Below are 26810 nucleotides of genomic sequence, written 5' to 3'. Positions count from 1 at the left end.
TCCGGACGCCAAGCTCGGACGTCATCCGTCGCGAGAAGGAAAGCGCATGCCCGATGCTGGTGAGAACAGAGCCGCAGATGCCGCCATCCGCGGCCCGTCCTCAGTTCTTGACGCCATAGTGGGCGAGGAACATGCCTACGGCGCTGGCGATGACCTTGTGAACGCGGTCGGGAGAGGGGGCCGGCTCGGCCTGGAAGATGAAGGGCAGGAACAGCGTGGCCTGGCACATCTGCTGGAATTGCGAGGCCGCCAGATGGCAGTCGTCGATGGCGAGCTCGCCGGCGTCGACACGGGCCTGCAGATAGGCCGCCAGCCGGCTGATCGTGCCGTTGAGCACGCACTCGTAGTAGCGGCGGCCGACGTCCGGCATCCGCTCGGCGATCGCCATTACGGTACGGATCGCCGATCCGCCGCCCGGCCGGCAGACCACCGCGATCCAGGCCTTGCCGAACTCGCTGAGCACGGTCGCGGCATCGCGATCCGGGTCGAAGCTGAAATTCGAGGCGCCCCGATGCACGCTCTCCTCTTCGACGATTGCCTCGAACAGGCGGAATTTGTCGGCGAAGTAGACGTACAGCGTGCCCTTGGAGACGCCGGCGACGCGCGCGATCTCGCCCATGCTGGCGCCGTCGAAGCCCATGTCCATGAACACCTTGCGGGCGCCCTCGAGGATTTGCCGACGCTTCGAGGAATCGTCGTCCGTCGTCGCCTGGGTGGTGTTGTGGTACGGCTCAATCATTGGTTTAGGCTGTTCCCGAAGATTTGGCCGGTGCCAACGTCACAAAAGCATCTGCGCGGATATGTTGCGGTAGCGAAGATATAGATTGACCGAACGGTTCGGTCAATGGTAGATGTGGATTGACCGAACGGTTCGGTCGGGATTTTCGATTTTCGGGGCCTGAGCGGCCCCGCTGTCATGGGTGGGAGTCTCTGATGGCCGCTGCGAGAGATCAGGCTGTGCGGGCGCGCCGTCCGGACGCTGAGGAAACGCTGGAACAGACGAGGTCTGAGCCGGTCCGGCCGCAGGCCAGCGACGCGGCACAGCGCAAGCCGGTTGATGCCAAGCCGGCTGACCCGAAGGCCGACGTCAGCACCGAGGCGCCGCTTGAACGGCCGGCGCCGGCCGGCGCTCCCACGGGCGCGAAGCCGCAAGCCGCGCCCGCCGCCGCTCCGAAATCCGGCAAACGCAAGCGCGTGCTGGCGGGCATCGGCGTACTGCTCGCGCTAGCCGCCGCCGGCTATGCCACGCACTATTATCTGGTCGGCCGCTTCATGGTCTCGACCGACGATTCCTACGTCCGCGCCAACAACACCATGCTGGGCGCGCGCGTCTCCGGGCACATCCAGGAGATCGTGCCGCGGGACAATTCGGTGGTTCGCAAGGGCGACGTGATCTTCCGCATCGACGACGGCGACTACAAGATCGCGGTCGACGCCGCCCGCACCAAGATCGCCACGCAGGAGGCGACGATCGCGCGCATCGGTCGCCAGGTCGCCGCACAGCAGAGTGCCGCCGAGCAGGCGCAGGCCAATCTCACCTCATCCGAAGCCGCGATGAAGCGCGCCGGGCTCGACTATGAGCGCCAGCAGGCGCTGAGCAGCAAGGGTTTTGCCTCGCATGCGACCTTCGAGCAGTCGGAAGCCGCGCGCGACCAGGGCATGGCGGCGGTCCGCGCCGCCCGTGCCGCGTACGACGCCGCGCGCGACAATGTCGAGGTGACGAAGGCGCAGCAGGTCGAGGCCCAGGCGCAGCTCGCCGAGCTGAAGACATCGCTTGCCAAGGCCGAGCGCGATCTCGAATTCGCCACCGTGCGCGCGCCGGTCGACGGCACCTTCTCCAACCGTCTCGTCAACACCGGCGACTTCGTCGCGGTCGGCCAGCGGCTCGGCAACGTCGTGCCGCTCGACGACGTCTTCATCGACGCGAACTTCAAGGAAACCCAGCTCAGGCGCATCCGTCCGGGCCAGCCGGTCACGATCAAGGTCGACGCCTATGGCGCGCGCGGCTTCAAGGGCGTGGTCGACAGCATCTCGCCGGCCTCGGGCTCGGTGTTCACCCTGCTGCCGCCGGACAACGCCACCGGCAACTTCACCAAGATCGTGCAGCGCCTGCCCGTGCGCATCCGCGTGCCGAAGGAGGTTGCGCGGCAGAACCTGCTGCGCGCCGGCATGTCGGTCTACGTCACCGTCGACACCACCGACGGCGCCAAGGATGCCGACAGCGACGGAGATCTCGACGCGCCGGCGACGGTGCAGGGGAAGTAGCGAGGTGATCTAACTGACGCGATTGCATTCGCTGTTGCGTCATCGGAAGTCAGCTCCCTCCCCCCTTGCGGGGGAGGGTTGGGGTGGGGGGTCTCCGGGCGAGACCGCCGTTGGGGACCCCCGCCCCCGACCCCTCCCCGCCTAGCGAAGCTCCGCTTCGCGCGGGGGGAGGGGAGCGCACCTGTGACGCGGCGCGGTCATCGACTCCAGCGGACTCATTAGAACATGGCCACCGCAACGACAGCCGACCCCACTATGAGCGCACCGGCCGCGCCGTCGGACCGCATCGCGCCGCGGCGGCTGATCGCGTTCCTGATCATGGTGTTCGGCATGTTCATGGCGATCCTGGACATCCAGATCGTCTCGGCGTCGCTGAGCGAGATCCAGGCCGGACTGTCGGCGAGCTCCAGCGAAGTGTCGTGGGTGCAGACGGCCTATCTGATCGCCGAGGTGATCGCGATTCCCTTGTCCGGCTTCCTGTCGCGCGCGCTCGGCACGCGGCTGTTGTTCGCGATTTCGGCGGCCGGCTTCACCATTTCGAGCTTCCTGTGCGGCTTCGCCTCGTCGATCGAGCAGATGATCGTGTGGCGCGCGCTGCAGGGCTTCCTCGGCGCCGGCATGATTCCGACCGTGTTCGCCTCGGCCTACACGGTGTTCCCGCGCACCAAATTCCACATCGTCGGTCCCATCATCGGCCTGGTCGCGACGCTGGCGCCGACGGTGGGTCCCACGGTCGGCGGCTACATCACCGACGCGATGTCGTGGCACTGGCTGTTCTTCGTCAACATCGTGCCAGGCATCATCATCACGACAGGCGTGCTGGCGCTGGTGGATTTCGACGAGCCGCATTTCGAGCTGCTCGACCGCTTCGACTGGTGGGGCTTGCTGTTCATGGCCGGCTTCCTCGGCTCGCTGGAATATGTGCTGGAGGAGGGGCCGCAATATGAGTGGCTGCAGGACACGTCGGTCGCGATCTTCGCCGCGGTCTGCGCGGTGTCGGCGGTCGCCTTCTTCTGGCGGGTGCTGACGGCCGACGAGCCGATCGTCGACCTCTTCGCATTCGGCAACCGTAACTTCGCGGTCGGCTGCCTCCTGCAGTTCTGCATCGGCATCGGCCTCTACGGCCTGACCTACATCTATCCGCGCTATCTCGCTGAAGTTCGCGGCTACAGCGCCCTGATGATCGGCGAGACGATGTTCGTCTCCGGCGTCACCATGTTCCTGATGGCGCCGGTGGTCGGCCGCCTGATGCTGAAGATCGACATGCGCCTGATGATCGCGTTCGGCCTCGTGATCTTCGCGATCGGCTCCTACCAGATGACCGGCATCACCCGCGATTACGACTTCTGGGAGCTTTTCCTGCCGCAGGTGCTGCGCGGCGTCGGCATGATGTTCGCGATGGTGCCGACCAACAACATCGCGCTCGGCACGCTGGCGCCGGATCGGGTCAAGAATGCATCCGGCCTGTTCAACCTGATGCGCAATCTCGGCGGCGCCGTCGGCCTTGCCGTGATCAACCAGGTGCTGAACGATCGCACCGACCTGCACATTTCCCGCCTCCACGAGCGCGTCAACTGGGGCAATGCCACCGCGGTCGAGACCCTCAACATGCTGCAGCAGAAGCTGCAGGGCATGGGCGACTCGGCGCTGATGGCGATGAAGCAGCTGTCGCAGATCGTGCATCGCCAGGCCGTCGTGATGGGCTATGGCGATGCGTTCTTCATGCTGACCTGCTTCTACATCGCGCTCAGCTTCATGGTGATGCTGCTCAACAAGCCGAGCTCGCCGATGGCGGGCGGCGGCGACGCACATTGACGTGAGCGGCTCCTGCGCGCGCCGCGGGTTGCCAAATCATACCGTCGATGGTATGGAACAAGAATTGTCGCTCGAACCGGGGAGATTTGCATGACCACATCGCATCTGCAGATCGCATGCACCCGCTCGATGCCTGTTCTGGTGTTCGGCCGCTCGCTTTGAGCACCATCGCTTAACTTCCCAACGCCTGAGTTACTCATCCGCAGACCGCGCGCCGCGTCGCGTCTGCACTATTTGGAGCCGGCTGGCGCTGCGAGCGCGGCCGGATGATGCCATGACCGTCGACGTCTCCGGCCTGAAGGCCGACAAGCGTCCCGCCGCGATCCGCGTCGTGATCCCGTTCGTGACCCGCCACTGGCTGAAGCAGCCACGCATGACGCTCGGCATTGCGTGCGCGCTGCTGGGCGCCACCGCCGCCGATCTGTTCATGCCGCTGTTCTCCGGCCGGCTGGTCGATGCGCTCACCCTGGGCCCAGGCAATGCCGATGCACGGCACAGTGCGCTGGTGGCGTTCGCCGCCATCGTAGCCCTCGGCTTCGCCTCGATCGTGCTGCGATTGTCGGGCCTGCAGCTGATCGTGCCGTTCACCCTGCGCATCATGTCCGACGTGGCGCGCGACGCCTTCGTGCGCGTGCAGCGCTTCTCGACCGACTGGCACGCCAACAGCTTCGCCGGCTCCACGGTGCGCAAGATCACCCGGGGCATGTGGGCGCTCGACCTCTATAACGACACCATCCTGCTGGCGCTGCTGCCGTCGCTCTCGGTGCTGCTGGGCTCGATGGTGCTGCTCGGCCTGCACTGGGGCGCGCTGGGCGGCGTGATCGCCGTCGGCGCGGTGCTGTACGTCGCGATGACCGTCGCGTTCTCGACCCGCTACATCGCCCCGGCCGCACGGATCTCCAACGCCTGGGACACCAAGGTCGGCGGCACGCTGGCGGACGCGCTGAGCTGCAATGCGGTGGTCAAGTCGTTCGGGGCGGAAGCCCGCGAGGACGGCCGGCTGATGCGCGTCGTCAGCCGTTGGAGCCGTCGCGTCAACCGAACCTGGCTGCGCTACAACACGACGGCGGCCGTGCAGCTCGGCGTGCTGCTGTGCCTGCGCTCCTCGGTGATCGGCGGCGCCGTGCTGCTGTGGATGGCGGGCAAGGCCTCGCCAGGCGACGTCACCTATGTGCTGACGAGCTACTACGTCATCCATGCGTATCTGCGTGACGTCGGCATGCACATCAACAACCTGCAGCGCGCGGTCAACGACATGGACGAGCTGGTCGCGATCCACAGCGAGCCGATCGGCATCGTCGATGCCAAGGACGCCAGGCCGATCGCGGTGACCGGTGGGCACATCGTGTTCGATGCGGTGACGTTCCATTATGGCGGCCATCGCACCCCGCTGTACGACCGGCTGTCGGTGGACATCCGGCCGGGCGAGCGGATCGGCCTCGTCGGGCGCTCCGGCTCCGGCAAGACGACCTTCGTCAAGCTGGTGCAGCGGCTCTACGACGTTGGCGGCGGCCGCATCCTCATCGACGGGCAGGACATCGCGCATGCCACGCAGGACTCGCTGCGCAGCCAGATCGCGATCGTGCAGCAGGAGCCGATCCTGTTCCACCGCTCGCTGGCCGAGAACATCGCCTATGGCCGTCCTGGCGCCAGCCAGGCCGAGATCGAGCAGGCGGCGCGGCTCGCCAACGCGCATGAGTTCATCACGCGCCTGCCGAAGGGCTACGGCACGCTGGTCGGCGAGCGCGGCGTCAAGCTGTCGGGCGGCGAGCGGCAGCGGGTCGCGCTGGCGCGGGCGTTCCTGGCGGACGCGCGGGTGCTGATCCTGGACGAGGCGACCTCGAGCCTCGATTCGGAATCCGAGGCGCTGATCCAGGAGGCGATGGAGCGGCTGATGAAGGGCAGGACGGCGATCGTGATCGCGCATCGGCTGGCGACCGTGCGCAGCCTCGATCGCATCCTGGTGTTCGACCGCGGCCGCATCGTCGAGCAGGGCAGCCACGCCACGCTGGTCGGCAGACCCGGCGGACTCTATCGCAGCCTGTTCGAGCGCCAGGCCATCGAGTTCGGCCAGCTCTCGGCCGCCGGTTGACAAAAATGGTGAGGGGCCCGGCGCTGGTGCGCCGAGCCCCTCATGAACATATCAGCCGGCCTGTAAGCCGGGTTCTGTAGGGCACCGTGATGCTTGCGCATGACGATACGTGACGGCCATTCCTCTGGGATCGCGCTTGCGCGCGACCTCGGGCAACCTACCCGGACGGCGAGCCTGACATCGCTCCCGCGGACGTCATCGCCTTGGCATCATCTGCCTTGGCGATTGTCTCCGCGTGGCCGTCCCTATTCGGTTTTGCTCCCGGTGGGGTTTACCATGCCGGTTCCGTTGCCGGCCCCGCGGTGCGCTCTTACCGCACCTTTTCACCCTTACTCGCCTCCCTCGCGGGAGGAAGCGGTTCGTTCTCTGTGGCACTATCCCTGGGGTCGCCCCCGCCGGACGTTATCCGGCACCGCATGTCGATGGAGCCCGGACTTTCCTCCCCGGCGGCCTTTCGGCGCCTGCCGGAGCGGCCGTCCGGCCGACTGACGCAGCTTGAATGGGGCTTCCCGGCCATCAGGTCAAGCCATCGCTGCGCCTGCAAAAATATTATCCTGGGCGTGTCGTTACGTGAGCGCGCCATTCGACTGGATGTCGGCGATCCGGCCGAAACAAGGGAGCAAGTTCGATGCAATATCTGTTGATGATCTACCAGAACGAAGTCGACTACGCGAAGATGGAGAAGGAGGCCGAGGGCAAAATGCTGGCGGAGTACCAGACCTTCACCCAGTCGATCATCTCGAGCGGCAATTACAAGGGCGGCGACCGGCTGCAGCCGACGACGACGTCGACGACCGTGCGGGTGCGCGACGGCAAGATCCTCACCACCGACGGTCCGTTCGCCGAGACCCGCGAGCAGCTCGGCGGCTACTACATGATCGAGGCCAAGAATCTCGACGAGGCGATCGGGATTGCCGCGCGGATTCCCGGCGCCCGTTTTGGCTCGATCGAGGTGCGGCCGGTCTGGCAATATAATCATTGAGACCGGTGCGGTTCGCGGCCGAGAAGGGTCACCGATGACGCTTGATGCGATCGACAAGGTGTTCCGCGATGAGGCCGGCCGCGCACTCGCGACCTTGATCCGGCTCGTCGGTGACTTCGATCTGGCCGAGGACGTGCTGCAGGATGCGTTCGCTGCGGCGCTGCTCAAATGGCGGGGGTCCGACGCCCCCGCCAACCCGCGGGCGTGGCTGGTCAATGTCGCCCGCAACAAGGCGATCGACCGGATCCGGCGGCGGAGCAATTTTCGCGACAAGGAGGCGGAGATCGTTCACGCCATCGAGCGTGATGCCGCCAACGACGACGCCGACGCGCCGGCCGATCTCGACGACGACATGCTGCGGCTGATCTTCACCTGCTGCCATCCGTCGTTCGCGCCGGAGGTCCAGGTGGCGCTGACGCTGCGCACGGTCTGCGGCCTCACCACGGCCGAGGTCGCCCGCGCTCTTGTCACCGGCGAGGAGGCGATGGCGCAGCGCTTGGTGCGCGCCAAGCAGAAGATCCGCCTCGCCGGCATTCCCTACGAGGTGCCGGGACGCGATGCGCTCGAGGAGCGGCTGCGCGGCGTCCTGACCGTGATCTATCTGGTGTTCACCGAGGGCTATCTCGCGACCTCAGGCACCGAGCTGATTCGCGAGGATCTCGCGCGCGAGGCGATCCGGCTGTGTCGCCTGCTGCTTGGCTTGATGCCGGAGGCGCGCGACATCAAGGGCCTGCTCGCGTTGATGCTGCTGCACGATGCGCGGCGCGCCGGCCGTACCAATGCGGCGGGCGACATCGTCCTGCTGGAGGAGCAGGACCGCTCGCTGTGGAATCGTGAGCAGATCGCCGAAGGGCTTGGGCTGGTCGAACAGGCCCTGGGCATGAAGGGGCTCCCGCAGCCCTATACGGTCCAGGCCGCGATTGCCGCGCTTCATGCTCAGGCCGCCAGCTACGCTGAAACGGATTGGCGGCAGATCGTGGGGCTCTACGAGGTTCTGCTGCGGATCGCGCCATCGCCTGTGATCGAGCTCAATCATGCGGCCGCTGTCTCGATGGTCGACGGCCCGGCGCGGGCGCTGGCACTGGTCGATGCGCTGGCCGCGCGCGGCGGATTGAAGCAGTACGATCTGCTGCCGGCGGTGCGGGCAGACCTTCTGCGGCGGCTCGGTCGGCGCGACGAGGCGCGCGCCGCCTACCGCGAGGCGAGCGCAGCCACGCAGCTCGCGCCGCTCAAGCGTCTCTATGCACGGCGGCTCGGTGAGCTCGATGTGGAGGCCTGACGTGTCAGACGCGCGGCGCCTGATCCTCGGCCGGCAGGCTCGTCAGCAGCGCATGCAACGTCCACAAGGTCGAGCGGTCGGCAATGCCGTCGATCTTTTCGGGGCGGAAGTGCCGCTGGAACGCGGTGACGACGTCCATGGTGATGCCGTCGAATTTACCCGTGATCGGCACGCCATAGCCGTATTTGGCGAGCGCCTTCTGCAAGCCCTTGACGTCGTCGCCGATGCTGCCGAGCTTCAGCGTCTCGCCCTTGGTGATCGCCGCCGGCTGCACCCAGTGGCCCACGCCCGAATTCGCCAGCGAATGCCACGGGAATTTCTCACCCGGATCCTTCTTGCGCGCGGGTGCCACGTCGGAATGCCCGAGCACGCGATGCGCCGGGACATTGCGGCGGAGCATGATGCCCCGGCACAGCGCGATGACCGCCGCGATCTGCCGCGGTGGGAAATCCGGATAGCCCCAATCGTGGCCGCGATTGACGATCTCTATGCCGATCGAGCAGGAATTGATGTCCTCCTCGCCGTCCCATGACGAGAGACCCGCGTGCCAAGCGCGCAAGGCCTCCGGCACGCACTGGACGATGCGTCCGTCCTCGAGCACGACGTAATGCGCGGAGACCTCGCTGCCGGCGGTGCACAGCTTGGTGATCGCCCCTTCGACATCCGGCATGCCGGTGTAATGAAGAATGATCATGTCCGGCTGGCGCCCACCCTTGCGCTCGCCGAAATTGGCCGACGGGATCACGTCGGAGGCGACCGACGAGTCCGGCGTGAAGACCGGCAGGTTGGAAACGCCTTTGGGGATCTGCAGCGCACGAGGACGCTTCGATTCCGGCTTGTCGGAGGGACTTGGCATGAACGACTCGAAGCGGACGGCGGCGGCGGTGGCTCAAACCGGATATGGGCAGGCACTACTCTTTTACATGACCCAGCCGCAATCGAAATCGCATGCGAGCCCTCGCTATTGAGCGGACCGTTGTATCGCGATCGCCGGTCCGCCGAACGGCACGGCGGCGAGCAGGACGAAAGGTCTACCGGGCAGCTCCGCCTCGCGGTCCAAGTGCCCAACATCCGCCACAGACCATCAACGGTTTGTTAACGCTAAACGCCGTTACTGAGTGGTGAAGAGCCAAGCCGGCTTTCGGGACGGCAAGCCGCCACGATGCAAGGTCCTGCACGGCAGATCACGATCGAAAGCGGTTCCGGGGCGCTCCGGCGCCGCGCGATCGCTGTCGGATCGAGGATCTCGACATGGCCGGATCGTGCTGCTGATGTCGTGACGGCGCGACGGATGACGGAGCGTCCCGGGAGATGGCTTGGCGAATTGACGGGGCGCGAGGATCGAGGGCGCGATGGGCTCGCTGCCAACCAAAGTCAGTCTGAAGCAACGGCGCGCGTGCGGAGCGGCCGGGTGAGCACGGCTGACCAGCGGCACATCCCGGTGCTCGGCCCCGAAGCGGTCGAGATGCTGGCGCCACGCGGCGGCGGAACCTACGTCGATGCGACCTTTGGCGCCGGTGGCTATACGCGCCTGATCCTGGCAATGGCGGGAACACACGTCATCGGGATCGATCGCGACAGCACCGCAATCGCCGGCGGCGCAGGTCTCCTCACTGAGGCGGGCGGTCGCCTGACACTGGTCGAGAACCGTTTCTCGGCATTGGCCGACATCTGTGCATCGCGAGGCCTTGCGCATGTCGATGGCATCGTGATGGATGTCGGCGTCTCTTCGATGCAGCTCGACTCCGCCGCGCGCGGCTTCTCGTTCAGGTTCGACGGCCCGCTCGACATGCGGATGGGCGGCACGGGACCGACGGCCGCCGATGTCGTCGCCAACGCTGCCGAGCGCGCTTTGGCCGACGTCATCTACATCTTTGGCGAAGAGCGGCACTCCCGCGCCGTGGCGCGGGCCATCGTCGCCGCGCGCAAGGAACAGCCGATCACGACGACGCGGCAACTCGCCGACATCGTCGCGCGCGTGGTGAGATCCAAGCCTGGCGACATCCATCCGGCGACGCGCACGTTCCAGGCGCTGCGGATTCTCGTCAATGAGGAGCTGGACGAGCTCGAACAGGCGCTGTCGGCAGCGGAGCGCGTGCTGGCGCCGGGCGGCCGGCTGGCGGTCGTCTCGTTCCATTCGCTCGAGGACCGCATCGTCAAGACGTTCCTCGCCGAGCGCAGCAGGACCGGCGGCGGCTCGCGCCATCTGCCCGAGATCGCGCAGGAGGCACCGAGCTTCCAGTTGCTCAACCGCAAGCCGGTCGTGGCCGCGGAGGCTGAGACCGAAGCCAATCCGCGGGCGCGGTCCGCCAAGCTGCGCGGTGCCGAGCGCACGGCGGCGCCGGCGCACGCTTCGGCATCCTCGTCGCCCTGGCCGCGGCTGGCCGATGTCCTGCGAGGAGGGTGACCGATGCGCCTCCTGCATCTCGTCGTGATCTGCTCGCTGATCTTCGCGGCGGCCTATGTCTATCGCATCAAGATGGACTCCACGGCGCGGGTCGAGCGCGTGCTGCAATTGCGCGCCGAGATCCGCGAGCAGCGCGAGGCCATCGCAGTGTTGCGCGCGGAATGGGCCAAGCTCGACGCGCCGCTGCGGCTGCAAGGGCTGGTCGAGCGGCATCTGCCGCTGAAGCCGCTCAACGCCACACAATACGACAGCCTGAAGAATCTGCCGGAGCGGCCGCCGCGATTTGCGCGACCGGACAATCCGGATCCGATCGGATCGATGATCGATGCGATCGACGCGATCAACGAAGAGCCCCCCGTGACCGGGTCGGTGCGTCGCCCGGAGGATCAGCAATGACCGATCAGCTTCGGCCCGACGTCAAGCCGCAGGAACCCTGGCGGCAACGTCTGGTGCGCACGCTGCTGTATGGGCGCGATGTCGATCGGACTGCCAAGGCGCGCGCGCGAGTCGGCCTCGCGATCATTGCCTTTGCTGCCGTCTACGCGGTCATCGGCGGCCGCCTCGTGATGTTCGCGATCGGCTCGGATGGTCCGAGCGCGCGGCGCGCCGCGCAGCAGGACGCCATCGCCACCGCGCGCCCCGATATCGTCGACCGCAATGGCGCCGTTCTCGCCACCGACGTGAAGACGCCGAGCCTGTTCGCCGAGCCGCGTCGTCTCATCGACAAGGACGAGGCAATCGAGCTTCTGACGGCGACCTTGCCGGATCTCGATACGGGCGAGGTCCGCGACCGACTGTTGTCGCGCAAGGGTTTCGTCTGGTTGAAGCGCGAGATGACGCCGAAGCAGCAGCAGGACATTCATCGCCTCGGCCTGCCGGGCATCGGCTTCCTGCGCGAGAACAAGCGCGTCTATCCGACCGGAAACGAGGTGGCCCATCTGATCGGCCTGGTGAACATCGACAACCAGGGCATCGCCGGCATGGAGAAGTGGCTCGACAATCAGGGCCTTGCCGACCTGCATCGCGCGGGCTTCGCCACCGATCGCCTGCAGCGCCCAATCGAGCTCTCGGTCGATCTGCGCGTCGAGCACGCGCTGCGCGACGAACTGCTCAAGGCCAAGGACAAGTTCAAGGCCAAGGCAGCTTCCGGTCTCGTCGTCAATGTCAGGACAGGCGAGATCATCGCCATGGTGTCGCTGCCGGATTTCGATCCCAACAACCCGAAGGAAGCGCACGATCCCGACCGGATCAACCGCCTGACCACGGGCGTGTACGAGATGGGCTCGACCTTCAAGGCGTTCACCCTGGCAATGGCGCTCGACACCGGCAAATATGATCTCAATTCGCTGTGGGATGCACGCGGGCCGCTGCACTACGGCAAGTTCGCGATTCATGACGACGAGCCGAAGGGCCGCTTCCTCAACATGAAGGAAGTGTTCTACTTCTCGTCCAACGTCGGCGCTGCCAGGATCGCGTTGACGCAGGGCGTGGAAGCGCACAAGGCGTTCCTGCGCAAGATGGGCCAGTTCGACCGGTTGCGCACCGAGCTGCCTGAGAGCGCCTCGCCGATCCTGCCCAAGCGCTGGGGCGAATTGAACACGGTCACGATCGCGTTCGGTCACGGCATGGCGGTGGCGCCGCTGCAGGGTGTGATGGGCGTCAGTGCGCTGGTCAATGGCGGCTATCTGATCCCGCCGACTTTCATGAAGCGCACCGAGGCAGAGGCGATGCAGGTCGCCAAGCGCGTGATCAAGCCGGAGACCTCGGAGAAGATGCGGTATCTGATGCGTCTGAACGCCGAGGTCGGCACCGCGCGCAAGGCCGACGTGAAGGGCTACTACATCGGCGGCAAGACCGGCACCGCCGAGAAGGTGATCAACGGCCGCTACGCCAAGAAGAAGGTGCTGACCCTCTTCACCGCCGTGATCCCGGCGGACAAGCCAAAATACCAGCTCCTGATCATGCTGGACGAGCCGCAGCCGTTGAAGGAAACCTATGGCTTCATCACCTCGGGCTGGAACGCGGTGCCGACCGCTGGCAACGTGATCTCCCGGATCGGGCCGCTGCTGGGAATTGAGCCCCGTTTCGACCTCCCGCCGTCCGACCGCCAAATTCTTGCGGCATCGCGGCTGACACAGTAAGCCGTCGTCGAATCGCAGGCTTTGGAGCTGCCGCCATCCCGGGCGGGGCCAGGACTGGCACGGAACCAGGATGAAACTTCACGACCTCCTGGGCGATCAGGCGACGCTCGACGCTCCCATCGCCGCAGTCGAGATATCCGGCCTCGCCGTCGACAGCCGAGCCGTGCGGCCCGGCGACCTGTTTTTTGCACTCTCCGGCACCAAGACCGATGGCTCCCGCTTCATTGCGGCGGCAATCGCGGCCGGTGCGGTCGCCGTGGCCGGTGCGGCGGGCCCTGGAACAGGGCTGGCCGTTCCATTCATCGCGCTGCCGAACCCGCGGCGGGCACTCGCGCTCGCTTCGTCCCGGTTCTATCCGCGCCAGCCGGCGACGATTGCCGCCGTCACCGGCACCAGCGGCAAGACGTCGGTCGCGGCCTTCACGCGCCAGATCTGGCAGCGCCTCGGCCACAGCTCGGCCAGCATCGGCACCGTCGGGCTGGTGTCGGACAAGCGCACCGTCTACGGCTCGCTGACGACGCCAGATCCGATCGCGCTGCATCGGCAGATCGACGAGATCACGCAGGATGGCGTCACCCATCTAGCGTTCGAGGCTTCGTCGCACGGGCTCGATCAGTTCAGGCTCGACGGTGTCAGGGTCTCGGCCGGCGGGTTCACGAACCTGTCGCGCGACCACATGGACTATCATCCGGACATCGCGCACTACCTCAACGCCAAGCTGAGGCTGTTCCGCGATCTCGTGCCGCCGGGCGGGCCTGCGGTGATCTCGGCCGATCATGAGTGCTCGCCGGAAGTCATCGCTGCGGCGCAGACGCGCGGTCTTCGCCTGATGACGGTGGGGACGCATGGCGACGGTGCAGGCGAGGGCATTCGCCTCGTGGCCGTTGCAATCGACGGCTTTGCGCAGCAGCTCCAGATCCAGCATTGCGGCCGCATGCATGCGGTCCGCCTGCCGCTGGTCGGCGCGTTTCAGATCGAGAACGCGCTGGTCGCGGCGGGCCTCGCGATCGGCACCGGCAGCGATCCGCAAGCGGTGTTCGAATCGCTCGAGCAGCTCGAGGGCGCCAAGGGCCGGCTCGAGCTGGTCGGCGAGCACAATGGCGCACCCATTTTCATCGACTACGCGCACAAGCCGGATGCGCTCGCCAAGGCGCTGCATGCGCTGCGGCCCTATGCTCCGCGAAAGCTCGTCGTCGTGTTCGGCGCCGGCGGCGACCGTGACACCGGCAAGCGCCCCTTGATGGGCGCGATCGCCGCCGAAGAGGCCGACAGTGTCATCATCACCGATGACAATCCGCGCAGCGAGGATCCGGCTGCGATCCGCGCTGCAATCCTGGCCGCCGCGCCCGGTGCGCGTGAGATCGGCGACCGAACGGAGGCAATCCGCGTCGCGATCGGCGAGCTGCAGCCCGGCGATGCGCTCGTGATCGCCGGCAAGGGCCATGAGACCGGACAGATCATCGGCAGCACTATTCTGCATTTCAGCGATCATGAAGCGGTCGCGGACGCGTTGGCAGCGAGGACATCATGACGAAGGCGCTGTGGACCGTGGCAGAGGCGGCGCGCGCGCTCGGCCTCGCCGGGGACTACCCGGAGACCCCGATCGACTTCGTCACGCAGGACAGTCGCGCGGTGAAGCCCGGCAGCCTGTTCGTGGCACTGAGTGGCACACCGAGTGGCGGCTTCGTATCGAGCTTCGCCTCCAGCCGCGACGGCTGGGAGTTCGCGGCGAATGCCGAAGCGGCCGGCGCGGTGGCGATGATCGTTCCCCACAGGATCGATGGGATCACGGTGCCGCAGCTCGTGGTGCCGGACACGCTGATCGATGGGCTGTGGGCGCTGGCGCGCTCCGCGCGGGCGCGCTTCCATGGCCCGGTGATCGGGTTGACCGGCAGCGCCGGCAAGACCTCGACCAAGGAGTTCATCGCCGCCTATCCCGGTGCCTCTGCGAGTCCGTCGAGCTTCAACAATTTCTGGGGCGTACCGCTGACGCTGTGCAACGCCGATCCCTCCGCTTCGGTGTGGGTCGTCGAGATGGGCATGAATCAAAAAGGCGAGATCGCGCGGCTGACGGAGCTGTCGCAGCCGACGGTGGCGCTGGTCGTGAATGTGCAGCCGGTGCATCTGGAGAAGCTCGGCAGCCTGGAAGCGATCAGGAAAGAGAAGGTCTCGATCGCGCTTGGGCTGCCGGCCGACGGCGTCCTCGTATTGCCGGCCGATCTCGCAGCACCGGAATGGACCGGCAAGGTGATCCGCTTCGGTGGCGGCGCTGACGTCCGCGAGCTCTCGCACGACTCGCGCGGCGAGACCTGGGATGTGCGCGCCGACATCGCCGGTCGCCGCGTCGCCTTCACGCTGACGCCGGGTGCGCCGCATCGCCTGCACAATGCGCTGGCGGCGCTCGCCTCCATCGCAGCGGCCGGGCTCAATCCAGCGCTGCTCGCGCCGACGCTCGGCGATGTCGGCATCATGACCGGCCGTGGCGTCGAGCAGACCGTCGGCGACATTGTTCTGATCGACGACAGCTTCAATGGCAACCCGGCCAGCATGGCGGCGGCGCTCGACAGTCTGCAGGCGCGACCGGTGCGGGGACGGCGGATCGCCATCATCGGCGACATGCTCGAACTCGGCGACGAGGCGCCGGCCTATCATCAGGGGATGGTCGCTCATCTCGCGGGGGTCGACGGCGTCTATTGCGTCGGTCCGCTGATGCGTCACCTGTTCGATAGCCTGCCTCACGCGAAGCGGCTCGGCTGGCATGAGGATCCGGTGACTCTGGATCCCGGTCGGGTCGCGGCGCTGCTTGCGCCGGGCGACGTCGTCGTCATCAAGGGCAGCAAGAAGATCTTCTGGGTCAATAAGTTCGTGTCGAAGCTCGCCGCGGCGCTGCAGCGGCCCACTTGAAAATCGGGCGATATCGCGGCGCGGCAGAAGGATATTTTCCACTGGTGGTCGAAGCGGTCATGCCGGATGGGTCATTCCGCCGGGCTATGATTCGCACCCGGCCCCGATCATGGTTAAAAGAGGCTGGACCGGATTCGCGACCGAATTCGTGTTCGCGGTCTCGGTGAGGCGGCATAGGCGGGTTGGATGTTCTACTGGTTGATCGAGCTGACGAATACGTTTCCGAGCCTGTCCGTCTTTCGCGGATTGCTGAACGTGTTCCGCTACATCACGTTCCGTACGGGCGGCGCCGTCGTCACCGGGGCGCTGTTCGTGTTCCTGTTCGGGCCCTGGATCATCGATCATCTTCGCCTGCGCCAGGGCAAGGGCCAGCCGATCCGCACCGACGGCCCGCAATCGCACATCATCAGCAAGAAGGGCACGCCCACGATGGGCGGCTTGATGATCTTGTCGGGCCTCGTCGTCTCCACCGTGCTGTGGGCCAATCCGCTCAACCCCTATGTTTGGATCGTGCTCGCGGTGACACTCGGCTTCGGCTTCGTCGGCTTCTATGACGATTATCTGAAGGTGACCAAGCAGTCGCATTCCGGCTTTGCCGGCAGACTGCGTCTGCTGATCGAGGCTGCGATCGCTCTGGTCGCCTGTTACGCGCTGGTGCGGCTCGGGCGCGATCCGTCCTCGACCGGGCTTGCCATTCCGTTCTTCAAGGATCTGGTGATCAAGTTCGGCTGGCTCTATGTCATCTTCGGAGCGTTCGTCATCGTCGGCGCCGGCAATGCCGTGAACCTGACCGACGGGCTCGACGGCCTGGCAATCGTGCCGGTGATGATCGCCTCCGCCAGCTTCGGCCTGATCGCCTATCTCGCCGGCAATGCGGTGTTCTCGGACTACCTGCAGATCCACTATGTCGCGGGCACTGGTGAGCTTGCCGTGCTGTGCGGCGCGGTGCTCGGCGCGGGCCTCGGCTTTCTCTGGTTCAACGCCCCGCCGGCGTCGATCTTCATGGGCGACACCGGCTCGCTGGCGCTCGGCGGCATGCTCGGATCGATCGCGGTCGCGGTGAAGCACGAGATCGTGCTGGCTGTCATCGGCGGCCTGTTCGTGCTGGAGGCCGTGTCGGTGATCGTGCAGGTCGCCTCGTTCAAGCTGACCGGCAAGCGCATATTCAAGATGGCGCCGATCCACCACCATTTCGAGCAGCTCGGCTGGACCGAGCCGCAGATCGTGATCCGGTTCTGGATCATCTCGGTGATGCTGGCGCTGGTCGGTCTCTCGACGCTGAAGCTGCGCTGACATGATCCCCGTCACTGCATTTGCTGGAAAGACCGTCGCCGTGTTCGGGCTCGGCGGCTCGGGGCTGGCCTCGTGTCGTGCCCTGCGGGCCGGCGGCGCCGAAGTGATCGCGGCCGACGACGGCGCCGATCGGATGACGGAAGCGGCGAAGGCGGGTTTCATCACCGCCGATTTGCGCACCGTCTCCTGGGCGAACTTCGCCGCGCTGGTGCTGGCGCCGGGCGTGCCGCTGACCCATCCCGTGCCGCATTGGAGCGTGTTGAAGGCGCGCGAGGCCGGGGTCGAGGTGATCGGCGACATCGAGCTGTTCTGCCGCGAGCGCAGGCGGCACGCGCCGGATGCGCTGTTCGTCGCGATCACCGGCACCAACGGCAAATCGACCACGACGGCGTTGATCGCGCATCTGATGCGCGTCGCCGGCTACGACACCCAGATGGGCGGCAATATCGGCACCGCGATCCTGTCCCTCGAGCCGCCGCGCATGGGCCGCGTCCACGTCATCGAGATGTCGTCCTACCAGATCGACCTGACACCATCGCTCGATCCGAGCGTCGGCATCCTGCTCAATGTCAGCGAGGACCACATCGACCGGCATGGCACGATCGAGAACTACGCGGCCGTAAAGGAGCGCTTGGTGGCGAATGTCCAGTCCAAGGGCTCCGCGATCGTCGGCGTCGACGACGGTTTTTCGCGCGCGATCGCCGACCGGCTCGACCGGGCCGGCAAGCGCGTCGTGCGCATCTCGGTGAAGAACCCGCTGGCGGACGGGCTGTATGTCGAGCACGAGACGATTGTGTGCAGTGCAGGCGGGGCCCGCAGCGAGGTCGCCCGGCTTGGCGGCATCGGCTCGCTGCGCGGCCAGCACAATGCTCAGAATGCGGCCTGCGCCGCCGCCGCGGCGCTCGCGATCGGTGTGAAGGAGGACGTGCTGCAGCAGGGGCTGCGCAGCTTCCCGGGCCTGGCGCATCGCATGGAGCAGGTCGGCCGTCGCGGCAACGTGCTGTTCGTGAACGACTCCAAGGGCACCAACGCAGACGCGACCGCGCACGCATTGTCGTCCTTCGCCGACATCTTCTGGATCGCCGGCGGCAAACCGAAGGCCGGCGGCATCACCAGCCTCGCGGGTTTCTTCCCGCGCATCCGCAAGGCCTATCTGATCGGCGAGGCGGCCGCGGAGTTCGCTGGCACGCTGGGCGACAAGGTGCCGCACGACATGTCCGGCACGCTGGAGGTCGCGGTCTCCCAGGCGGCCGCCGATGCGGAGGCCTCGGGATTGAAGGATGTCGTGGTGCTGCTGTCGCCGGCCTGCGCCTCCTTCGACCAGTTCCGCAACTTCGAAATCCGCGGCACGCATTTCCGCGACCTGGTGCAAGCGCTACCGGGCGTGGAGCGGGTGGCCTGAGGCAGCGTTGCCAGCGATTTTCTTAACCCTTCGATAACCATCCTGGGTGCCAATGGGCTGACACTCGGCTCAGGTGGACGCCCGATGCTCTCCCGTGAAGAACGCAATCCGCTGTCCGACTGGTGGTGGACGGTCGACAAGCCGCTGCTCGGCTCCATCCTCGCGCTGATGCTGTGCGGGGTGATCCTGTCGCTCGCGGCCAGCCCGCCGGTGGCGACTCGGATCGGGCTCGATCCGTTCCACTTCTTCAACCGCCACGTCCTGTTCCTGCTGCCGTCGTTCATCGTGCTGATCGGCGTTTCCTTCCTGTCGCCGCGCCAGATCCGGCGCAGCGCGCTGGTGGTGTTCACGATCGCCATCGTGCTGATCGTGCTGACGCTCGCGATCGGCCCGGAGGTGAAGGGCTCGCGGCGCTGGATCACGCTGATCGGCGTCAACATCCAGGCGTCCGAGGCGGCGAAGCCGGCCTTCGTCGTCGTTTCCGCCTGGCTGTTCTCGGAATCCGCGCGGCGGCCCGACATGCCGGCGACCACGATGGCGTTGGTGCTGCTGCTGATGCTGGTGTCGCTCCTGGTGATGGAGCCGGATTTCGGCCAGACCATGCTGATCCTGATGGTCTGGGGCTCGCTGTTCTTCATCGCCGGCATGCGCATGATCTGGGTTGCGGGCCTCGCGGGCGCCGCCGCCACCGGCCTGTTCGGCGCCTATCTCTTGGTCCCGCACGTCGCCGGCCGCATCAAGCGCTTCATGAACCCGGCCTCCGGCGACACCTTCCAGGTCGACACCGCGATGGAGGCGTTCTCCAACGGCGGCTGGTTCGGGCTGGGGCCGGGCGAGGGCATCGCCAAGCGCAGCCTGCCGGACAGCCACACCGATTTCGTGTTCGCGGTCGCTGCCGAGGAGTTCGGCATCATCCTGTGCCTGGCGCTGGTCGCGCTGTTTGCGTTCATCGTGATCCGCACGCTGTTGCGCGCCTATGCGACCGAGGATAGCTTTGCGCGCTTCGCGGCCTCGGGCCTCGCGATCCTGTTCGGTATCCAGGCGGCCATCAACATCTCGGTCAATCTGCAGTTGATCCCGGCCAAGGGCATGACCTTGCCCTTCATCTCCTACGGTGGCTCCTCGATCGTGTCGCTGGCCTATGGCGTCGGCATGATGCTGGCGCTGACCCGACAGCGGCCGCGGATGGAGCTCGAGGCCGGCGACGCAGCCGGCGCGCTGCGCAATTACGCTTAGGCTGCTGGCTCGCAATGACGAGACATTGCCTGTAAACAAGCGCGCATGACCTCAACCGCGCCTCTCATTCTGCTCGCGGCCGGCGGCACCGGCGGCCATCTGTTTCCGGCTGAAGCGCTCGGCGTCGAGCTGATCAGGCGCGGCTATCGCGTCCGTCTCGTCACCGACGCGCGCGCGCTGCGCTACAGCGGCCTGTTCACCAAGGACATGATCGACGTGGTGCCGAGCGAGACGGTGCGCAGCCGCTCGCCGGTCGCGCTCGCGCGCACCGCGCTGCTGCTCGGCACCGGCACCATCGCGGCCTTCAACCTGATGCGGCGGCTCAAGCCCGCGGCCGTGATCGGCTTCGGCGGCTATCCGACCGTGCCGCCGCTGCTGGCGGCGCGCCTCGCCGGCGTGCCCAGCCTGATCCACGACGCCAATGCCGTGCTCGGCCGCGCCAATCGTTTCCTGTCCGCGCATGTGAAGGCGATTGCAACCTCGTTGCCGGGCGTGCTCGACCGCGATCCCGCGCTGGCCGGCAAGACGTCCACGGTCGGCACCCCGATGCGACCTGCAATCCTCGAAGCCGCGGACGTGCCCTATGTCCCGCCGGAGACCGCCGGGCCGCTGCGGTTGCTCGTCGTCGGCGGCAGCCAGGGCGCGCGCATCATGAGCGACATCGTGCCCGGCGCGATCGAGCGGCTGGAGCCGGCGCTGTGGGGCCGTCTGGTGCTGACCCAGCAGGTGCGCCAGGAGGACATGGCGCGGGTGCGCGCGGTCTATGACCGGCTGAAGATCAATGCCGATCTGCAACCCTTCTTCACCGACCTGCCGGCGCGGCTTGCCGCCAATCATCTCGTGATCTCGCGCTCCGGCGCCGGCACCGTGGCCGAACTCGCCGCGATCGGCCGGCCCTCGATCCTGGTGCCGCTGCCGGGCGCCATCGACCAGGACCAGTTCGCGAATGCCGGCGTGCTGTCGGACGCGAGCGCCGCGATCCGGATCGTGCAGAGCGAATTCACCTCCGACAGGCTGGCTTCCGAGATCTCGGCGCTCGCCGCCGAGCCGACGCGTCTCGCCGCGATGGCCCAGGCTGCGCGCACAGCCGGGCGGCTCGATGCCGCGGAACGGCTGGCCGATCTCGTGATCAGGACTGCGGCGCTCTAGTCGCGCAAGCGCACGGTGATCCCATGATGAACCGGAGCTCCGACGATGGCGCTGTCCTGCTTGACGATCATCCGATGCACTTGCGGCGCCATCCGTCCTTTGTGCCTGTGCTCGTCGGATTTTGCGACCAGCTGATTGCGCCGCTGCGCGGTCAACGCCTGATGATCAAGCTGTTCGGTCAGCGCGCTCCGACGGAAATCGCTGCGCACATCGTGATGATGCACATGTCGGCGCGCAAGCCGGTCGAGCGGCCGACCCTGACACGCCTGCAGAGGCGGCTGCCGGGTCCGCGGCAGACGGCGGCGTTCGTCGCGGTGTTGCGCGGTCTGTCGCTGGTGACCGTCGAGCGCGATCCCGAGGATGCTCGTATCCGCTACCTGGTGCCCGGCCCCGTCATCCTCGAGGGGCTGCGAGGCTGGCTTGCCATGCATCTGGATTGCCACGCCCGATTGACGCATGCCGGCGGACTGAGCCTTCGTCTGCAGGATGACGCCGCGTTCTATGCGGAGACGATCCGGCAATGTGCGAGCTGGCTGTGCCGCGACAATCGGCCCCTGACGGGATTTCCCGATCTCGCCTGGACCGACGAGCATGACAGCGGCATCCATCTGGCGCTGATGCTCGTCGCCCGGTCCGCCGTTGGGCGCGAGGCCGTCGCGATTTCGACGGCGGAGCTTGCGACCTCGCTCGGCGTCTCGCGCTCCCATATCCGCAATCTGCTGACGACCATGGAGGGGCGCGGTCTGCTGCGCTTCGCCGACGGGCGCCGGCATCTGATGCTGACGCCGGGTTTCGTGGCCTCCGTGGAGGCCTGGTTCTGCCATCAGGTGTGTTGGCTCGCGGCCGCAGCCGCGCGTGCGGATCGCGTGCTGCGGCCAGCTTGAGCGTCAGATCATGGTGACCCGGCCGGTGCCGATGTCATAGATGCCGCCCACGATCTTCACCTTGCCCTCGGCGACCATGCGGCCGAGAATCGGCTTGGCGGTCGACAGGCGCCGGACGTTGCTGCGCACGTTCTCTGCGGTGGCTTCGGCCAGCAGATCCTGCGGCTTCTTCGCGATCGCAGCCTCGACGCCGGGTTTGAGCGCATTGATCAGTGCGGGCAGGTGGCCTGGCAGCTTGGTGCCGTCCTTGAGTACCTTGATCGTCGCATCGATGGCCCCGCAGCCGCTGTGACCGAGCACCAGGACGAGAGGCGTGCCGAGAAACTTGACGCCATATTCGAGGCTGGCGAGACCGTCGTCGTTGACGAAATTGCCGGCGACCCGGACCACGAACAGCTCACCGGGCGCTTGATCGAACACCAGCTCGGGGGCGACCCGGGAATCGGCGCAGCTCACGATCGCGGCGATCGGGTATTGGGCCGCGGCGCGCGCTGCCCGGCCGGCCGAGAAATCCTTGTTGTCGAGGTTGCCGGCGACGTAGCGCGCGTTGCCATCGACGATGCGCTTCATCGCGTCGTCCGGAGAGATGGCGTTGGGGGGCATCGCGCTGTCGCTCGCCTGCTTGGCTTCCTTGGCAAACGCCGGAAGTGCGCCGACCGCCGCGGCAGCCAGCACTGCGCCGCCGCCGAGCAGCCGGCGCCGGGACAATACGGGAGGGTGCGTTTCACACAGCGAGCACATCGGCGAGGGTTCTCCATCAAAGATTGAAATATGCGTGCCCGGCACGCCGGCCGCCCGCTACTCATGCCACGCGAACTGACGCGGTGAGCGCGCAAAAATTGCAGGTATCCTGTTGGGAGGGGGCAGCGTGGGATCGCGCTTAACAATTTGTGAAAGGTGGGATCGAGCGGGAACTCATGGCCGATCGCGCCGGCTGGGCTGCCAAAATCGGCCAAAATCGGGCGAACGGCTGCGAATTTGGCAGTTCTTACGGCCTGGCCGGACTTGTCCAGGTCGGTCATGTCTTGCAAGAAGGACTGATGATTCGCGGCCGCTCCCTCCCGCCGGGCGCCCGGAACCCTTGAGACGAGATGCCCCCATGAGACTGCCGCGCGAGATCGGACCCATCCACTTCGTCGGGATCGGCGGCATCGGCATGAGCGGCATCGCCGAGGTGCTGTGCAATCTCGGCTATACGGTGCAGGGCTCGGACGCCTCGGACAATGCGAACGTCGCACGCCTGCGCGAGAAGGGCATCACCGTCAGCGTCGGCCACAAGGCCGAGAACGTCGCGGGTGCCGACGTCGTCGTCGTCTCGACCGCCATCAAGCGCGACAATCCCGAGCTGATGGCGGCGCGCGCCCAGCGCATTCCCGTCGTCCGGCGTGCCGAGATGCTGGCCGAGCTGATGCGGCTGAAGAGCTGCGTCGCCATCGCCGGCACCCATGGCAAGACCACGACGACATCGATGGTCGCGGCGCTGCTCGATGCCGGCGGTCTCGATCCGACCGTCATCAATGGCGGCATCATCAATGCCTATGGCACCAACGCGCGGCTTGGCGCCGGCGAATGGATGGTGGTCGAGGCCGACGAGAGCGACGGCACCTTCCTGAAGCTGCCGGCGGATGTCGCGATCGTCACCAATGTCGATCCCGAGCATCTCGATCACTTCAAGACCTTCGAGGCCGTGCAGGACGCCTTCCGCGCCTTCGTCGAGAACGTGCCGTTCTACGGCTTCGCCGTGATGTGCATCGATCATCCGGTGGTGCAAACGCTGGTCGGAAAGATCGAGGACCGCCGCATCATCACCTACGGTGTGAACCCGCAAGCCGATGTCCGCCTTGTCGACCTCGCGCCGATGGGCGGCGGCTCGTCGTTCAAGGTCGTGTTCCGCGACCGCAAGAGCGGTGAGACGCACGAGATTGCCGCCATCGCGCTGCCGATGCCAGGCCGGCACAATGCCTCGAACGCAACGGCGGCGATCGCGGTCGCGCGCGAGCTCGGCCTGTCCGACGAGGCCATCCGCAAGGCGATTGCCGGCTTCGGCGGCGTCAAGCGCCGCTTCACCCGCACCGGCGAGTGGAATGGCGTCACCGTGATCGATGACTACGGTCACCATCCGGTCGAGATCGCGGCGGTACTGAAGGCGGCGCGCGAATCCACCAATGGCAAGGTCTTCGCCGTGGTGCAGCCGCATCGCTACACCCGGCTGCAATCGCTGTTCGAGGAGTTCTGCACCTGCTTCAACGACGCCGATGCGGTCGTCGTTGCCGACGTCTATCCGGCCGGCGAGGCGCCGATCGAGGGCATCGATCGCGATCACTTCGTTCTGGGCCTGCGCGCCCACGGCCATCGCGACGTGGTGCCGCTGCCGAAGGCCGCCGATCTCGCCGGCATCGTCAAGGGTCTCGCCAAGCCCGGTGACCTGGTCGTGTGCCTCGGTGCCGGCAACATCACGCAATGGGCCTACGCGCTGCCCGGTGAGTTGAAGGCGCTGGGATGAGGGCTGTGTCGTTGGGCGAGCTGGCAGCTACGCGGCATACTCTGCTCTCTCCCCCCTTGTGGGGGAGAGGTGGAGAGGGGGGGACCACGAGCGCCGGCGCCTGGGGCTCACCCCCCTCCCTGACCCTCCCCCACAAGGGGGGAGGGAACGGAGAGTGCGTGCCGACCCTGACGATGTCGGCGCACGATGTGAGAGCAGCCGCGTGAGTTTCCCCGACATTACGCCCGAGCTCAAAGCCGCAATGCCGGAGCTGCGCGGGCGGCTCCTCGCCAACGAGAGTCTCGCGCCTCTCACCTGGTTTCGCGTCGGCGGACCGGCGCAGGTGCTGTTCACGCCGGCGGATGCTGACGACCTCGCCTACTTCCTCAAGAACCTGTCCAGTGATCTGCCGCTCTACGTCATCGGCGTCGGCTCCAACCTGATCGTGCGCGACGGCGGCGTGCCGGGCGTCGTGATCCGGCTGGCGCCGCGCGCGTTCGGCGAGGTCAAGGCGGAGGGCGACATCGTGACCGCCGGCACCGCCGCGCTCGACAAGCGCGTCGCCGAGATCGCGGCGTCGGCCAATCTCGCGGGCCTGGAATTCCTGTTCGGTATTCCCGGCACGATCGGCGGCGCGCTGCGGATGAATGCCGGCGCCAATGGCGGCGAGACAAAGGACATCCTGGTCGAGGCGATCGCGATTGACCGCCATGGCAAGACGCACCGCTTCGACAATGCCGAGATGAAGTTCACCTATCGCGCGAGCGGCGTCGATCCGTCGCTGATCTTCACGGTAGCGCGCTTCCGCGGCACGCCGTCGGCGCCGGAGGCGATCCGGGCGCGCATGGCCGAGGTGCAGGCGCATCGTGAGACGGCGCAGCCGATCCGCGAGAAGACCGGCGGCTCGACCTTCAAGAATCCGCCGGGACATTCCGCCTGGAAGCTGGTCGATGCCGCAGGCTGCCGCGGTCTCAAGGTCGGCGGCGCCCAGGTTTCAGAAATGCACTGCAACTTCCTGATCAACACCGGCAACGCCACCGCTGACGACATCGAGACTCTCGGCGAGACCGTGCGCGAGCGGGTCAAGGCGAAATCGGGCATCGAGTTGCAGTGGGAGATCAAGCGGATCGGAGTCAAGGCGAGCTGATCGCCCCGCCTGCTCAAGTGACGTCAGCGCAATCGCGACTGCGGTTGTGAGATCAACCGAGAAGACATTGATGCGCACCACGATTTTGTTCGGCGGCTCCAACAAGGAGCGCCTCGTCTCGGTCGCCAGCGCCAAAGCGCTGCATGCCGCGCTGCCCGAGGCTGACCTCTGGTTCTGGGAGGCCGACGACACGGTGCATCAGGCGAGCGGCCCGGCGCTCACGGCTCATGCCAAGCCGTTCGAGGAGCCGTTCACCGCCGATGGTGAGAGTATCGGGACGCTCGCCGAGGCGCTCGATCGCGCCAGGGCCGAGGATCGGGTTCTGGTGCTCGGTCTCCACGGCGGCCGGGCGGAGAATGGCGAGCTTCAACTGATGTGCGAGCTTCGCGGCGTGCCGTTCACCGGCTCGAGCTCGGCCGCCTCGCACCTCGCCTTCGACAAGGTTGCCGCCAAGCGCTTCGCCGTGCTCGGCGGGGTCACAGCGGCCGAGGGCGTCGCGTTCGATGACGCCGAAGCGGCGCTGGCGCGCTACGGCCGGCTGATCGCCAAGCCGGTGAAGGACGGATCGAGTTTTGGGCTGATCTTCGTCAACGCCAGCCAGGACCTCGTTGCCGTCAAAGCGGCGGCCGCGACCGAGGAGTATCTGATCGAGCCGTTCGTCACCGGAACGGAAGCCACCTGCGGCGTGCTCGAACAGGTAGACGGCTCGCTGATCGCGCTGCCGCCGATCGAGATCCTCCCCGCCGACGGCGCCTTCAACTATTTCGCGAAGTACCTCGCCGCGGCGACGAAGGAGATCTGTCCCGGCCGCTTCAGTCCGGAGGTGACGGCCGCGCTGCAGACGGAGGCGATCAAGGCGCATCGCGCGCTGTCCTGCGGCGGCTATTCGCGGACCGACTTCATCGTCTCGGCCAATGGTCCCGTTTATCTCGAGACCAATACGCTGCCCGGGCTGACCGCGGCCTCGCTGTATCCCAAGGCGCTCGCGGCGCAGGGGATCGCTTTTGTCGATTTCCTCAATCAGCAGATCGCCTTGGCGGAGGGGCGCAGCCGTCGATCCGGCGTTCGGTAGACGCCCCGCAGGAACCCGGCCCGGCGTCTCCCGGTGGTTCCTGTAACCCGTAAAATGCTTAAGAATTCCGGGCAAGGTCCTCATAAATCGGAGAAAAAATTCGTCTCTCCGGACCGATTTTACTTTTTGTTTACCAGGACGTCCGAAGGTTAACGCTGGCGCCTCAGTGGTGCTCGGCTGCCGGGTCGTGACGTCACGCATCGCGACGTCACCAGCGTCCGGCCGGCCGGGAGCGCAGGCGTGGGTCCGCGAGTATCTGC

Annotated in this window: 22 protein-coding genes and 1 other RNA gene; 18 read left to right on the top strand and 5 right to left on the bottom strand. The window is 66.6% G+C overall.

From position 1 onward, the window contains the following. Positions 1-100: 100 nt before the first annotated feature. Entirely contained in the window at positions 101-739 is a 639-nt protein-coding gene (locus tag ACQR03_RS18965) for a TetR/AcrR family transcriptional regulator (protein ID WP_316165939.1), read from the bottom strand. A 194-nt stretch (positions 740-933) separates the two neighbouring features. On the opposite strand from ACQR03_RS18965, the gene ACQR03_RS18960 reads away from it, so the two are divergent. The 3 genes from ACQR03_RS18960 (at position 934) to ACQR03_RS18950 (ending at position 6172) form a co-directional block, all read left to right on the top strand. After that, positions 934-2265, top strand: coding sequence for an HlyD family secretion protein (locus tag ACQR03_RS18960; RefSeq protein ID WP_316203169.1), 1332 nt, complete (start codon positions 934-936; stop codon positions 2263-2265). A gap of 225 nt (positions 2266-2490) precedes the next feature. Then, complete coding sequence (locus ACQR03_RS18955) at positions 2491-4080, top strand: DHA2 family efflux MFS transporter permease subunit (RefSeq protein ID WP_434841427.1); 1590 nt, start codon at positions 2491-2493, stop codon at positions 4078-4080. Between the two features lie 274 nt (positions 4081-4354). Continuing rightward, positions 4355-6172 (top strand): ABC transporter ATP-binding protein, encoded by a 1818-nt coding sequence (locus ACQR03_RS18950; RefSeq protein ID WP_434841426.1) that lies wholly within the window; start codon positions 4355-4357, stop codon positions 6170-6172. Between the two features lie 47 nt (positions 6173-6219). On the opposite strand, the gene rnpB is transcribed toward ACQR03_RS18950, so the two are convergent. Further along, positions 6220-6661, bottom strand: an RNA gene (rnpB, locus tag ACQR03_RS18945) — RNase P RNA component class A. A 139-nt stretch (positions 6662-6800) separates the two neighbouring features. On the opposite strand from rnpB, the gene ACQR03_RS18940 reads away from it, so the two are divergent. Both ACQR03_RS18940 and ACQR03_RS18935 read left to right on the top strand, forming a co-directional pair. After that, positions 6801-7154 carry a YciI family protein gene (locus tag ACQR03_RS18940; RefSeq protein ID WP_315713448.1) on the top strand — a complete coding sequence of 118 codons (354 nt, stop codon included), beginning with the start codon at positions 6801-6803 and terminating at the stop codon, positions 7152-7154. A 34-nt stretch (positions 7155-7188) separates the two neighbouring features. After that, entirely contained in the window at positions 7189-8433 is a 1245-nt protein-coding gene (locus tag ACQR03_RS18935; protein WP_315752419.1) for an RNA polymerase sigma factor, read from the top strand. Between the two features lie 4 nt (positions 8434-8437). Here the strand turns inward: ACQR03_RS18935 and ACQR03_RS18930 are convergent, their stop codons facing one another. After that, positions 8438-9289, bottom strand: a complete 852-nt coding sequence (locus ACQR03_RS18930) for a peptidoglycan recognition protein family protein (protein WP_315713446.1) — start codon at positions 9287-9289, stop codon at positions 8438-8440. 555 nt (positions 9290-9844) lie between these two features. Here ACQR03_RS18930 and rsmH point away from each other — a divergent pair. The 9 genes from rsmH (at position 9845) to murG (ending at position 20965) form a co-directional block, all read left to right on the top strand. After that, positions 9845-10840: a 16S rRNA (cytosine(1402)-N(4))-methyltransferase RsmH gene (gene rsmH / locus ACQR03_RS18925; RefSeq protein WP_434841425.1), complete on the top strand. Its 996-nt coding sequence runs from the start codon at positions 9845-9847 to the stop codon at positions 10838-10840. Between the two features lie 3 nt (positions 10841-10843). Further along, positions 10844-11236, top strand: coding sequence for a cell division protein FtsL (gene ftsL, locus ACQR03_RS18920; RefSeq protein ID WP_315713444.1), 393 nt, complete (start codon positions 10844-10846; stop codon positions 11234-11236). Then, positions 11233-12981 carry a peptidoglycan D,D-transpeptidase FtsI family protein gene (locus ACQR03_RS18915; protein ID WP_315752422.1) on the top strand — a complete coding sequence of 583 codons (1749 nt, stop codon included), beginning with the start codon at positions 11233-11235 and terminating at the stop codon, positions 12979-12981. The genes ftsL and ACQR03_RS18915 overlap by 4 nt, the downstream gene beginning before the upstream one ends. 70 nt (positions 12982-13051) lie before the next feature. Continuing rightward, positions 13052-14512, top strand: coding sequence for a UDP-N-acetylmuramoyl-L-alanyl-D-glutamate--2,6-diaminopimelate ligase (locus tag ACQR03_RS18910; protein ID WP_315752423.1), 1461 nt, complete (start codon positions 13052-13054; stop codon positions 14510-14512). After that, positions 14509-15885 carry a UDP-N-acetylmuramoyl-tripeptide--D-alanyl-D-alanine ligase gene (locus ACQR03_RS18905; RefSeq protein ID WP_316201735.1) on the top strand — a complete coding sequence of 459 codons (1377 nt, stop codon included), beginning with the start codon at positions 14509-14511 and terminating at the stop codon, positions 15883-15885. The genes ACQR03_RS18910 and ACQR03_RS18905 overlap by 4 nt, the downstream gene beginning before the upstream one ends. 186 nt (positions 15886-16071) lie before the next feature. Beyond that, entirely contained in the window at positions 16072-17178 is a 1107-nt protein-coding gene (mraY, locus tag ACQR03_RS18900) for a phospho-N-acetylmuramoyl-pentapeptide-transferase (protein ID WP_315713440.1), read from the top strand. Position 17179: 1 nt separating this feature from the next. Then, positions 17180-18580 (top strand): UDP-N-acetylmuramoyl-L-alanine--D-glutamate ligase, encoded by a 1401-nt coding sequence (murD, locus tag ACQR03_RS18895; protein ID WP_434841424.1) that lies wholly within the window; start codon positions 17180-17182, stop codon positions 18578-18580. A gap of 84 nt (positions 18581-18664) precedes the next feature. Continuing rightward, positions 18665-19816, top strand: coding sequence for a putative lipid II flippase FtsW (gene ftsW, locus ACQR03_RS18890; RefSeq protein WP_316201737.1), 1152 nt, complete (start codon positions 18665-18667; stop codon positions 19814-19816). Between the two features lie 45 nt (positions 19817-19861). Then, positions 19862-20965 carry an undecaprenyldiphospho-muramoylpentapeptide beta-N-acetylglucosaminyltransferase gene (murG, locus tag ACQR03_RS18885; protein ID WP_316201738.1) on the top strand — a complete coding sequence of 368 codons (1104 nt, stop codon included), beginning with the start codon at positions 19862-19864 and terminating at the stop codon, positions 20963-20965. Here murG and ACQR03_RS18880 read toward each other — a convergent pair. Then, positions 20962-21174 (bottom strand): hypothetical protein, encoded by a 213-nt coding sequence (locus tag ACQR03_RS18880; RefSeq protein ID WP_315752429.1) that lies wholly within the window; start codon positions 21172-21174, stop codon positions 20962-20964. The two genes, murG and ACQR03_RS18880, sit on opposite strands and share 4 nt — an antisense overlap. Before the next feature lie 15 nt (positions 21175-21189). Here ACQR03_RS18880 and ACQR03_RS18875 point away from each other — a divergent pair, with 15 nt between their 5' ends. After that, positions 21190-21849, top strand: coding sequence for a helix-turn-helix domain-containing protein (locus ACQR03_RS18875; protein WP_316169814.1), 660 nt, complete (start codon positions 21190-21192; stop codon positions 21847-21849). Positions 21850-21852: 3 nt separating this feature from the next. Here ACQR03_RS18875 and ACQR03_RS18870 read toward each other — a convergent pair whose 3' ends face one another. Beyond that, positions 21853-22590, bottom strand: coding sequence for a carbonic anhydrase (locus ACQR03_RS18870; RefSeq protein ID WP_315752431.1), 738 nt, complete (start codon positions 22588-22590; stop codon positions 21853-21855). Between the two features lie 358 nt (positions 22591-22948). Here ACQR03_RS18870 and murC point away from each other — a divergent pair, with 358 nt between their 5' ends. The 3 genes from murC to ACQR03_RS18855 all read left to right on the top strand — a co-directional run bounded on the left by murC (position 22949) and on the right by ACQR03_RS18855 (position 26550). Then, a complete protein-coding gene (murC, locus tag ACQR03_RS18865) occupies positions 22949-24352 on the top strand; it encodes a UDP-N-acetylmuramate--L-alanine ligase (protein ID WP_434841423.1) in 1404 nt (467 codons plus the stop codon). 202 nt (positions 24353-24554) lie between these two features. Then, on the top strand, positions 24555-25478 hold the full coding sequence (gene murB / locus ACQR03_RS18860; RefSeq protein ID WP_315752433.1) for a UDP-N-acetylmuramate dehydrogenase: 924 nt from the start codon (positions 24555-24557) through the stop codon (positions 25476-25478). Between the two features lie 70 nt (positions 25479-25548). Next, complete coding sequence (locus tag ACQR03_RS18855) at positions 25549-26550, top strand: D-alanine--D-alanine ligase family protein (RefSeq protein ID WP_315752434.1); 1002 nt, start codon at positions 25549-25551, stop codon at positions 26548-26550. Positions 26551-26810 lie beyond the last annotated feature (260 nt).

Origin of the sequence: Bradyrhizobium sp. HKCCYLS3070 (assembly GCF_051167575.1) — a bacterium.
Classification (GTDB): Bacteria; Pseudomonadota; Alphaproteobacteria; order Rhizobiales; family Xanthobacteraceae; genus Bradyrhizobium.
The sequence above is the reverse complement of the archived record's forward strand: the minus strand, read 5'-3'. Positions and strand labels throughout refer to the sequence as shown.

Bases quoted from the DNA above. Each gene is read 5' to 3' on its own strand.
- ACQR03_RS18965 (WP_316165939.1), bottom strand. From the start codon at position 739: ATGATTGAGCCGTACCACAACACCACCCAGGCGACGACGGACGACGAT.
- ACQR03_RS18960 (WP_316203169.1), top strand. From the start codon at position 934: ATGGCCGCTGCGAGAGATCAGGCTGTGCGGGCGCGCCGTCCGGACGCT.
- ACQR03_RS18955 (WP_434841427.1), top strand. From the start codon at position 2,491: ATGGCCACCGCAACGACAGCCGACCCCACTATGAGCGCACCGGCCGCG.
- ACQR03_RS18950 (WP_434841426.1), top strand. From the start codon at position 4,355: ATGACCGTCGACGTCTCCGGCCTGAAGGCCGACAAGCGTCCCGCCGCG.
- ACQR03_RS18940 (WP_315713448.1), top strand. From the start codon at position 6,801: ATGCAATATCTGTTGATGATCTACCAGAACGAAGTCGACTACGCGAAG.
- ACQR03_RS18935 (WP_315752419.1), top strand. From the start codon at position 7,189: ATGACGCTTGATGCGATCGACAAGGTGTTCCGCGATGAGGCCGGCCGC.
- ACQR03_RS18930 (WP_315713446.1), bottom strand. From the start codon at position 9,289: ATGCCAAGTCCCTCCGACAAGCCGGAATCGAAGCGTCCTCGTGCGCTG.
- ftsL (WP_315713444.1), top strand. From the start codon at position 10,844: ATGCGCCTCCTGCATCTCGTCGTGATCTGCTCGCTGATCTTCGCGGCG.
- ACQR03_RS18915 (WP_315752422.1), top strand. From the start codon at position 11,233: ATGACCGATCAGCTTCGGCCCGACGTCAAGCCGCAGGAACCCTGGCGG.
- ACQR03_RS18910 (WP_315752423.1), top strand. From the start codon at position 13,052: ATGAAACTTCACGACCTCCTGGGCGATCAGGCGACGCTCGACGCTCCC.
- ACQR03_RS18905 (WP_316201735.1), top strand. From the start codon at position 14,509: ATGACGAAGGCGCTGTGGACCGTGGCAGAGGCGGCGCGCGCGCTCGGC.
- mraY (WP_315713440.1), top strand. From the start codon at position 16,072: ATGTTCTACTGGTTGATCGAGCTGACGAATACGTTTCCGAGCCTGTCC.
- murD (WP_434841424.1), top strand. From the start codon at position 17,180: ATGATCCCCGTCACTGCATTTGCTGGAAAGACCGTCGCCGTGTTCGGG.
- ftsW (WP_316201737.1), top strand. From the start codon at position 18,665: ATGCTCTCCCGTGAAGAACGCAATCCGCTGTCCGACTGGTGGTGGACG.
- murG (WP_316201738.1), top strand. From the start codon at position 19,862: ATGACCTCAACCGCGCCTCTCATTCTGCTCGCGGCCGGCGGCACCGGC.
- ACQR03_RS18875 (WP_316169814.1), top strand. From the start codon at position 21,190: ATGTCGGCGCGCAAGCCGGTCGAGCGGCCGACCCTGACACGCCTGCAG.
- ACQR03_RS18870 (WP_315752431.1), bottom strand. From the start codon at position 22,590: ATGTGCTCGCTGTGTGAAACGCACCCTCCCGTATTGTCCCGGCGCCGG.
- murC (WP_434841423.1), top strand. From the start codon at position 22,949: ATGAGACTGCCGCGCGAGATCGGACCCATCCACTTCGTCGGGATCGGC.
- ACQR03_RS18855 (WP_315752434.1), top strand. From the start codon at position 25,549: ATGCGCACCACGATTTTGTTCGGCGGCTCCAACAAGGAGCGCCTCGTC.